8 protein-coding genes are annotated in these 9,102 nt (G+C 70.4%); 4 read left to right on the top strand and 4 right to left on the bottom strand.

The genetic code is table 11. The features are described from left to right. Window positions 1-924, top strand: a complete 924-nt coding sequence (locus tag AB0K21_RS41860; RefSeq protein WP_364158257.1) for an ornithine carbamoyltransferase — start codon at window positions 1-3, stop codon at window positions 922-924. A gap of 47 nt (window positions 925-971) precedes the next feature. Then, complete coding sequence (gene rfbB / locus AB0K21_RS41855; RefSeq protein ID WP_343963192.1) at window positions 972-1,910, top strand: dTDP-glucose 4,6-dehydratase; 939 nt, start codon at window positions 972-974, stop codon at window positions 1,908-1,910. A gap of 1 nt (window position 1,911) precedes the next feature. On the opposite strand, the gene AB0K21_RS41850 is transcribed toward rfbB, so the two are convergent. The 4 genes from AB0K21_RS41850 to AB0K21_RS41835 form a co-directional block, all read right to left on the bottom strand. Further along, on the bottom strand, window positions 1,912-2,595 hold the full coding sequence (locus AB0K21_RS41850; RefSeq protein WP_364158248.1) for a response regulator transcription factor: 684 nt from the start codon (window positions 2,593-2,595) through the stop codon (window positions 1,912-1,914). Continuing rightward, window positions 2,592-3,740 (bottom strand): histidine kinase, encoded by a 1,149-nt coding sequence (locus AB0K21_RS41845; RefSeq protein ID WP_364158245.1) that lies wholly within the window; start codon window positions 3,738-3,740, stop codon window positions 2,592-2,594. Before AB0K21_RS41845 ends, AB0K21_RS41850 begins: the two co-directional genes overlap by 4 nt. An 80-nt stretch (window positions 3,741-3,820) precedes the next feature. Next, complete coding sequence (locus tag AB0K21_RS41840) at window positions 3,821-4,786, bottom strand: hypothetical protein (protein WP_364158242.1); 966 nt, start codon at window positions 4,784-4,786, stop codon at window positions 3,821-3,823. A gap of 13 nt (window positions 4,787-4,799) precedes the next feature. Beyond that, window positions 4,800-6,488, bottom strand: a complete 1,689-nt coding sequence (locus AB0K21_RS41835) for a carbamoyltransferase N-terminal domain-containing protein (RefSeq protein ID WP_364158239.1) — start codon at window positions 6,486-6,488, stop codon at window positions 4,800-4,802. Window positions 6,489-6,881: 393 nt separating this feature from the next. Between AB0K21_RS41835 and AB0K21_RS41830 the strand changes: the two genes are divergently transcribed. Beyond that, window positions 6,882-8,111 carry a class I SAM-dependent methyltransferase gene (locus tag AB0K21_RS41830; protein WP_364158236.1) on the top strand — a complete coding sequence of 410 codons (1,230 nt, stop codon included), beginning with the start codon at window positions 6,882-6,884 and terminating at the stop codon, window positions 8,109-8,111. Between the two features lie 101 nt (window positions 8,112-8,212). After that, window positions 8,213-9,102 (top strand): class I SAM-dependent methyltransferase (locus tag AB0K21_RS41825; RefSeq protein WP_364158233.1); only part of this gene is annotated, 890 nt, incomplete at its 3' end.

Here is a 9,102-nt window from a genome sequence, read left to right as displayed (position 1 = left end):
ATGGTCGGTTCCCGTGATGTGATCTCGCTGCGCGACCTTGCGGACGTCGACATCGAGTCGATCGTCCGGCGCGGTGTCGACCTCGCCGCGGACCCGGAGGCGCACGACGCCCCGCTGCGCGGCCGGATCGTCGGCGTCTACTTCAGCAAGACCTCCACCCGCACCCGGACCTCCTTCACCGTCGGCGCGCTGCGGCTCGGCGCGCAGGTGATCACCTACGGGCCCGGCGACCTGCAGCTCAACACCGGTGAGACGCTGGAGGACACCGCGAGGGTGCTCGGTGGCATGCTGGACGGCCTGGTCGTCCGCACCGCCGGGCCGCAGCGGGAGATGCGGACGCTCGCCGAGCACTGTCCCGCCGTCGTCAACGCGATGAGCGCCGAGGAGCACCCCACGCAGGCCCTGGCCGATCTCACCACGATGTCGGCCAGGTTCGGCGGTCTCAAGGGGCTGCGCGTGCTCTACGTCGGTGAGGGCAACAACACCGCGGTCGCGCTCGCCTACGCGCTCTCCCGGTTCCCCCGCGTCGAGCTGGAGTTCCGCACCCCTCGCGGGTACGGCCTCACGCCGGACGTGCTCGCGGAGGCGTCCGCGCTGGCCGCGCGATCCGGCGGCGGTGTCCGGGAGAGCCACGACATGCTGTCGCTGCCCGCCCAGGTCGACGTCGTCTACACCACCCGCTGGCAGACCACCGGGACCAGCAAGCCCGACCCGCGATGGCGGGAGGTCTTCGCACCGTTTCAGGTGGATGTGTCTCTCATGTCCCGTTACTCGGACGCCTGCTTCATGCACGACCTGCCGGCGCATCGTGGCGAGGAGGTGACCGCCGAGGTGCTGGACGGCCCGTCAAGTATCGCCTTCGAGCAGGCGCGTAACAAGCTGCACAGCGCCATGGCGGTGCTGGAATGGTGTCTGGCCCGGTAGCGCGTACCGCCTGCCGCCCTACCCAGACAGAAAGGTGTGTCTCGCCCATGAGAATTCTCGTCACCGGCGGTGCCGGCTTCATCGGGTCCCATTTCGTGCGCACCACCCGGGACGCCCGGATCACCGTGCTCGACCGGCTCACGTACGCCGCGGACCTGGCCAACCTGGAGGGAGTGCCGCACGATCTCGTCCAGGGCGACATCTGCGACGCCGAACTGCTCGGCCGGGTGGTCCCGGGCCATGACGTCGTGATCAACTTCGCGGCCGAGTCGCACGTCGACCGGTCGATCGAGGGGGCCGGCGAGTTCGTCCGCACCAACGTGCTCGGCACCCAGACGCTGATGCAGGCCTGCCTGGACGCGGGTACGCCGAGGGTCGTCCAGGTCTCGACGGACGAGGTGTACGGGTCGATCGAGACGGGCTCCTGGGACGAGGACGCCCCGCTCCGCCCGCGCTCGCCGTACGCCGCGGCCAAGGCGGGTGGTGACATGATCGCCCGCGCCTACGCGATCACGCACGGGCTGCCGGTGTCGATCACCAGGTGCGGCAACAACTACGGGCCGTACCAGTTCCCGGAGAAGGTCATCCCGCTCTTCGTCACCAACCTGCTGGAGGGCAGGAAGGTCCCGCTGTACGGCGACGGCGGCAACATCCGCGACTGGATCCACGTCGACGACCACTGCCGGGGCATCCGCCTGGTCGCCGAACAGGGCGAGCCCGGCGAGGTCTACCACATCGCGGGCACCGCCGAGCTGACCAACCTGGAACTCACCCAGCGGCTGCTGGACGCGCTGGAGGCCGACTGGACCATGGTCGAGCGGGTGACCGACCGCAAGGGGCACGACCGTCGCTACTCGCTCGACGACACGAAGCTGCGCGCTCTCGGCTACCGGCCGCTGACCGCGTTCGAGGACGGCCTGGCGGAGACCGTCCGCTGGTACGCCGACAACCCCTCCTGGTGGAAGTCCAAGCGCGCCGCCGGCTGAGTCACCGCGGGTCGTCGAGCAGGCCCGCGTCGTGGACGAGCAGCGCGATCTGGACCCGGTTGTTGAGGTCGAACTTGGTGAGGACGCTGGACACGTGCGTCTTCACCGTGGCCAGGCTGAGGTGGAGCATGGCGCCGATCTCGGCGTTGGATTTGCCCTGCCCGACCGCGATGGCCACCTCGCGTTCCCGGTCGGCCAGCCGGGCCAGCCGCTCCCGCGCCCGGGTGCGGCGCTCGTTCTCGCCGTCGTCGGCGACCCGGGCGATGAGGCGCCGCGTCACGGCGGGGGAGAGCACCGGGTTGCCCAGGGTGACCTGGCGCACCGCGGCCACGATCTCCGCGGGCGGGGTGTCCTTGAGCAGGTAGCCGGCCGCTCCCGCGCGCAGCGCGCGCAGCACGTGGTCGTCGGCGTCGAAGGTGGTCATCACGATGACCTCCGGGGCGCCGGGGCGGGCGCGGAGCTCCCTGGTCGCGGTCAGCCCGTCCATGACGGGCATCCGGATGTCCATCAGGACGACGTCGGGACGGTGCAGGGCGGCCATCGAGAGCGCCTCGCTCCCGTCGCCCGCCTCCGCGACGATGCTGAGGTCGGGCGCGCCGCCCAGCATCATCACCAGCCCGGCGCGTACCAGGGGGTCGTCGTCGACGATGAGCACGCCGACCTGCCGCGGCTGCTGGGAGGTCATACCGGCCAGGGTAGCCAGGCCGACAGGCACCAGCCACCTTCGTCGGTGGGCCCGTGCTCCAGCCGCCCGCCGATCAGGGCGACCCGTTCGGCCAGGCCGACCAGCCCCTGCCCCGAGCCCTCGCCGGGCGCCGGGGGAGAGGTGGCGGGCGCGGAGTTGCGCACCTCGATCGAGAGCCACTGGCCGGGGGTCCCCGTCGTGTGCACCCACACCTGGGCCCCGGGGGCGTGCTTGCGGGCGTTGGTGAGGGCCTCCTGCACGATCCGGTAGGCGGTGCCGCCGCTCCGGCCGGAGACGGTCCCGGGAACCTCCTGGGTGAGGTTCACCCGCATCCCGGCCCGCCGGGACTCGGCGGCGAGCTCCTCGATGTCGGTCAGGGACGGCTGCAGCGACTCGCCGACCGGGGCCCGCAACACGCCGATGGCCTCCCGCAGGTCCTGCAGCGCCTGATGGGCGCTCTGCCTGATCACCTTGGCCGCGCGGGCGATGTCCTCCGCGGGGGCGTCCGGCCGGAACTCCAGCGCGCCCGCGTGCACGCTCAGCAGGGACAGCCGGTGCCCGAGGACATCGTGGATCTCCCTGGCGATCGCCTCGCGGGCGCGCTGCTGGGCCTCGGCCTCGGCCCTGGCGGCGCTCTCCCGCAGCGACAGCAGGAGCCGGCGCCGGTGGTGCACGAAGAGGCCCCAGCCGATGGCGGAGCCCTGGGTCGCGACCCCCAGCAGGAACAGCAGCTCGCGCGGCGCGCCGACCTCCTGCCTGAGCACGGCGTAGACCAGCGCGGCGATCAGGCTCAACGCGAAGACGGCGAACGTGGTCCGCGCCGCCCGGTGCACCGCCACCGTGAACAGTGCCACCAGCATCGGGCCCCCGACCAACTCGGAGAAGGCCGACAGGACGACGAGGGCCAGGGCCAGCTCGACCGGGCGGCGCCGCCGCAGCCACAGCGCGGCACAGCCGAGCACGCCGATCACCTGGTCGAGCTGGAACACCCAGGGCGACACGTCCTGGGTGGGCATCTGGATACGCTCGGCGGCCGTCATGATTCCGAAGGCCGCCGCGAAGAGGAACAGGCCGATGTCCACGAGCCAGTCGCGCACGCTGCGCCGGGACGCGGGCGACACGGGCGACACGGCGAATTCATCCATCCCGGGTAAGTCTAGGACGCGGCACGGGGACCCGGCGGCGGTGCGGCCTCCGGCGCCGCCGCCGGCCGGGGTGGCCCGCCTCATTCGTAGCCGTACTGCTCCAGCAGGTCGCCGAACTGCTCGTTGAACCTGGCCAGGTTGCGCGCGGTGAACCGCTCCTGCCAGCCGCCGCTGCGGCCCTTGTAGAAGCTCCACGAGTCGGGGTTGTAGACCCGGCCCGCGACCTCCTCCGCGTCCCGGTCGGAGCCGAGATGGCGCAGCACCCGGTTCACCGCGTCGAGCTGCCGCTCGCGGGAGCCGCCGCCCTGCGGCCCGACCAGGTCCTCGTAGCGCACCTTGCAGACCTTCGGGTGGTTGAGCAGCCAGAGCGCCTTCTCGAACTGGTCCCGGCCGAGGAACGACCGGTCCCGCAACGCGTAGTCGATCTTCTCTTCCCAGGTGGGCTTGCCGGCCAGGATCGCGCTGAAGATGTCGGCCTCGAAGAAGTTGCCGTACCCCTCCCTGGTCCGCCCCTCCAAAAAGTTGATCATGGAGACGACGGCGTCGCGCGGGTCGCGGTAGTTGAAGATGAGCGGCGGGTTCGCGGTCTCCACCCACTCGCTCAGGAAGGTGCCGTCCACCCGTTCGATGTCCAGCTCGTGGAAGATCCAGCACAGGCCGGGCGGGGTGTCGGCGAACCGGCTGTAGGGCAGGTGCGGGTTGGTGGCGAGCCCCTCGGCGTACTCGTACTTGGTGCGCCCGTACCGGTTGACCACCCGCTGGCCGAGCTGGCGCTGCCAGTGCCAGACCATCGTCCCCCAGAGCTCCTGGGCGCGCTCGGCGAACGCCTCGGTGCCCTGGAGTTCGAGGAACTCGTCGTAGTCGAGCTTGGAGAGAACCTGCGCCGCGATGGCCCTGCTCTGTTCCTCGTCGAACACGGGCACGGTGTGCGGCGCGGGCCGGGGCACGCCGACCATCTTGAAGCCCAGCTCCAGCATGAGTTCCTGCATCAGGTGGGTCCCGCTCTTCTGAAGCGAGATCACCATCGCGCGCGGTTCTCGGGTCATGTGTCCGGCTCCTTCACTCGCTGCCGTTGCGGACGCGGCGGTACAGGACGCCGTCGCTCCAGATGATGTCGATCCGGCCCCAGCGCATCGCGGAGACGACGTCGGGAAAGAACCCGCTCCCGTTCAGACCGGCACTCGTGCCGCACAGCACCGGAATCCCGCTCCACTTGTGGTACTCGCGCAGGATGACGGTCAGCGTCGGATCGTCGTCCACGCTGACCGTCTGCAGCCTGGTCGTGCCGTCCAGGTGCTGGACGGCGGGGATCCGATCCACCCACTCCGGGCGGAGGCGGTGCTCGAACAGCGCGTACGGATCCGGCGTCCCGGGATCGAACACGTCCCGCGCGCGGTCGGCCAGGCAGATCGGGGTGACCGGCCGGTGCCCGTCGCGCTGCTTCACCTCGTTGAGCAGCCGGCGCATGCCCGGGTCGACGGCGGGGGCCAGGATGCTGCGCGACCCCAGCGCCTGCGGGCCGAGCTTGGCCCGCCCGCTGAGCACGATCGCCGGCCTGCCGGTGAGGTGCAGCAGGCGGGCCAGCTCCTCCGGCCGGCACGGCGACACCGACCAGCCCGGAGGCAGGTGCGGGTGGCGGACCGGCGCGGGGCCGGCCCGCAGGTTCCAGTCGAGCGGGCGCAGGCCGCCCGCGCGGCCCAGGTGGGCCGCCGCGGCGCCGATCGCCGATCCCGAGTCGTCGGGGAAGGGCGGCACCCACATCTCGCGGATCGCCGGCTCCGCGCGGAGCGCGGAGTTCCACTTGGTGTTGAGCGCGCAGCCGCCCGCGAAGCACAGGTCGAACGGCCCGTCTCCCCGCCACTCCCGCATCCGCGACACCAGCCGCTCGACGAGGAGCTTCTCCACAAAGTCGTGCAGTCCGGCCAGGACGTCGGCGTCACCGACCCCCAGCCGGTCCATCCGCTCACGGAGTTCGCCCAGGTAGGCGTGTACGTACCGGTGGGACGGCTCGGCGGCACCGCCGCAGCCGACGACCGCCTGCCGGTACTCCCGCGCCCGAGGCGTGTCCGCCTCGAAGTGCTCGTGGAACAGCGTGCGGAGCACCGCCTGGATCTCGTCCTTGACGGTGCCCATCGCGATGTACGCCATGAGGTTCCCCGCCGCGCGGGGGCCGGGTTCGCCCTCCCCGCTCTCCCGGGGAAACGGTCCGAAATGCCGGGTGGCCATGGCGTACACGTCGCCGATGAGCGGGAACAGCGCGCCGCCGGCCTCGATCCGCCCGCCCTCGTCGACGTGGTAGAGCCGGGGGAAGGCGTCGTCGTCCCACACCAGGACCATGGCGGGCTCGCCGCGCCGGGCGAACGGGCTGGTGCAGTAGGCCGCCGCGATGTGGCTCGTCACATGCGGATAGCTGGTATATGGTCTGGGCTTCCCGCCCAGCAGGACGGTGCCCCGGTGGCCGGCCAGGGCGGGGTCGGGGGCCGACTCCGTCTCCAGGTACGGCGCCACCTCGACATCCAGCACCCGACCGCTTTTCGTGCCCGCCCAGCCGTCGACCACCCATTCGTCGACGTCGTCCACGTCGTATCCCCGGTCGGCCAGCAATTTCGGCAGGGTTTCCAGGTCCCGGACGCCGCTATAACGCGGGTTGTTGTCCAGCTGCTGGATCTCGATATTGAACTCGAGTCTGCCATCCCGGATCAGGGCGAGGCCGCCGCTCTTGGTCAGCTTGAGCCCGGCAGTAATCATCGGTCTCCTCCGCATTCGTCGCGCGGTTGCGCCGTGCCTGCCATTGATAGCGAATTAACAGCGCAAAATGCTAGGCGGCCGTTGGCGGACGGCGCCGCGGGGCGATCCTGTCGTACCAGATAAACCCCGATGCGAACCGCCTCTTCGTCCCGCTGGCGGGACAGCGAACCGACCCGACTTCCGAAAATTAAATCAGTTCCCGGCCTGCTCAAGAAAGGCGGAACACCAGCGCCGCAGGGCGCTGTGGGAGCGAAGTGTTTGCCGAAAGAGCATTGCTTGCGGAAACTTGTACGGAGCGATTCCCGTTCCTTGGTCGAGGACACCGCGGATGAGTCCGCCCATTGACGCTCGGCCCACTCAACTCGCCGTCGGTTTGGTCAGTCAGGAGCTCATATGCCGAACACATCCCAATGCCGCGTGTGCGGTGGCACTGTTCATGAGTTTTTCGACTTCGGGCGCCAGCCGTTGTCCGACGCCTTCCTCGCCCCCGGCTCCGACCTCGGCCAGGAGTTCTTCTTCCGCCTCGCCACCGGCCTCTGCGAGGCGTGCACGATGGTGCAGCTCATGGAGGAGGTGCCGCGGGACCGCATGTTCCACGAGGAGTACCCGTACTACTCCTCCGGGTCGGCGTACATGCGCGACCACTTCGAGGGGCTGGCCAAGCGCCTGCTCGCGACCGAGCTCACCGGCGAGGACCCGTTCATCGTCGAGGTGGGGTGCAACGACGGCGTGATGCTCAGGGCGCTCGCGGAGGCCGGCGTCCGGCACCTCGGCGTGGAGCCTTCCGGAGGCGTGGCCGACCTCGCCGCCGAGAAGGGGATCAGGGTCCGCAAGTCGTTCTTCGAGGAGTCGACCGCGAAGGAGATCCTCGCCGCGGAGGGGCACGCCGACGTCATCTACGCGGCCAACACGCTCTGCCACATCCCCTACATCGGATCGGTCCTGTCCGGTGTCGCCGCGCTGCTGGCGCCGACCGGGGTGTTCGTCTTCGAGGACCCCTACCTCTCCGACATCGTGGAACGGACCTCGTTCGACCAGATCTACGACGAGCACTTCTTCTTCTTCACCGTGCGGTCGGTCGGCGCGATGGCCGCCGCGCACGGGCTGGAGCTGGTGGACGTGGAGCGGCTCCCGGTGCACGGCGGGGAGGTTCGCTACACGCTGGCTCCCGCCGGGTCGCGGCGGCCGTCCGCCGCGGTGGCCGAGCTGCTGGCGGAGGAGGACGCGCGCGGGCTCGGCGAGACGGCCACGCTGCGCCGGTTCGGGGAGAACGTGCTGAAGATCCGCGAGGACCTCACCGCACTGCTGCGCCGCCTTCGCGACGAGGGCAGGTCGGTGGTCGGGTACGGCGCCACGGCGAAGAGCGCGACCGTGACGAACCTCTGCGGCATCGGGCCCGACCTGGTCTCCTTCGTCTGCGACAGCACCCCCACCAAGCAGGGGCGGCTCACCCCTGGTACGCACATCCCGGTGCGGACGCCCGAGGACTTCGCGCGGCCCTACCCCGACTACGCCCTGCTGTTCGCCTGGAACCACGCCGAGGAGATCATGGCGAAGGAGCAGGAGTTCCGGGACGCGGGCGGCAAGTGGATCCTGTACGTCCCGGACGTGCGGATCGTGTGACCCCTCCCCGGCCCGCGAGCCGGGACCTTCCCCGCCTGTACCGGCTCGCTGAACGCGACGGTCGTGTCGCCTTCGCCGATGCCCGCTTGAAGGAGAGCTTGATGACCGCACACGCGACCGGATTCGGCCCGTCCTCCGACGGCACGGGGCTGTCCGCCGACATCTTCAACTCCACCGTGGCCGGGTTCGCGATCGCCGCCGCGTGGGAGGTGGGCGCGTTCGACGTGCTGAACGACCACGGTGTGATCGATGTCCCCGCGTTCTGTGAGAAGCACAACCTGCATCTGCCGTCCATGCGGAGCATGTTCGCCGCGCTCGGCTCGGCCGGCGTGGTGGTCCGCGACGCTGCGGACGGCGGTGCGGGCGGCGGCGCGGACACGGTGCGTGCCGGTTCGGCGTTCGCCGAGGTCTACCGGGACAAGGCGTTCTTCCACTGGCTGACCATCGGCTGCGCCGAGCTGTTCGCGAACATGCCGGGCATCGTCCGCAACGAGAACAGGGTCGGTGGTTTCTACCGGCGCAACGCCGTGGCCATCAGCTACGCCTGCAAGGACATCAACCGGCATTCGTTCGACCCGGTCTTCTGGGAGGCGATGGAGGCGCTCGACTTCGACTTCGGCACCGTCGCGGACCTCGGGTGCGGCAGCGGCGGGCGCCTGGCACAGATCGCGGGCCGCTATCCCAACGTCCAGGGCATCGGGATCGACATCGCGCCCGACGCCCTCCGCGACGCCGCGGAGAACGTGGCCGCCGAGGGCTTCGGCGGGCGCTTCGACTTCATCGAGGCGGACGTGCGCGACCTGGCCCCGGACCCCCGCCTGGAGAAGGTGGAAGTGCTCACCTGCTTCATGATGGGCCACGACTTCTGGCCACGAGAGCGGTGCGTGACCTCACTGCGCCGACTGCGCGAGGCGTTCCCCAACGTCCGCAGGTTCCTGCTCGGCGACACCGCGCGGACCACCAACATCCCCGACCGGGACAAACCCGTGTT

The sequence above is a fragment of the Streptosporangium sp. NPDC049248 genome (assembly GCF_040678965.1).
Lineage (GTDB): Bacteria > Actinomycetota > Actinomycetes > Streptosporangiales > Streptosporangiaceae > Streptosporangium > Streptosporangium fukuiense.
This window is presented reverse-complemented; position numbering and strand designations above follow the sequence as displayed.

Bases quoted from the DNA above. Each gene is read 5' to 3' on its own strand.
- AB0K21_RS41830 (WP_364158236.1), top strand. From the start codon at position 6,882: ATGCCGAACACATCCCAATGCCGCGTGTGCGGTGGCACTGTTCATGAG.
- AB0K21_RS41860 (WP_364158257.1), top strand. From the start codon at position 1: ATGGTCGGTTCCCGTGATGTGATCTCGCTGCGCGACCTTGCGGACGTC.
- AB0K21_RS41835 (WP_364158239.1), bottom strand. From the start codon at position 6,488: ATGATTACTGCCGGGCTCAAGCTGACCAAGAGCGGCGGCCTCGCCCTG.
- AB0K21_RS41845 (WP_364158245.1), bottom strand. From the start codon at position 3,740: ATGGATGAATTCGCCGTGTCGCCCGTGTCGCCCGCGTCCCGGCGCAGC.
- AB0K21_RS41840 (WP_364158242.1), bottom strand. From the start codon at position 4,786: ATGACCCGAGAACCGCGCGCGATGGTGATCTCGCTTCAGAAGAGCGGG.
- rfbB (WP_343963192.1), top strand. From the start codon at position 972: ATGAGAATTCTCGTCACCGGCGGTGCCGGCTTCATCGGGTCCCATTTC.
- AB0K21_RS41850 (WP_364158248.1), bottom strand. From the start codon at position 2,595: ATGACCTCCCAGCAGCCGCGGCAGGTCGGCGTGCTCATCGTCGACGAC.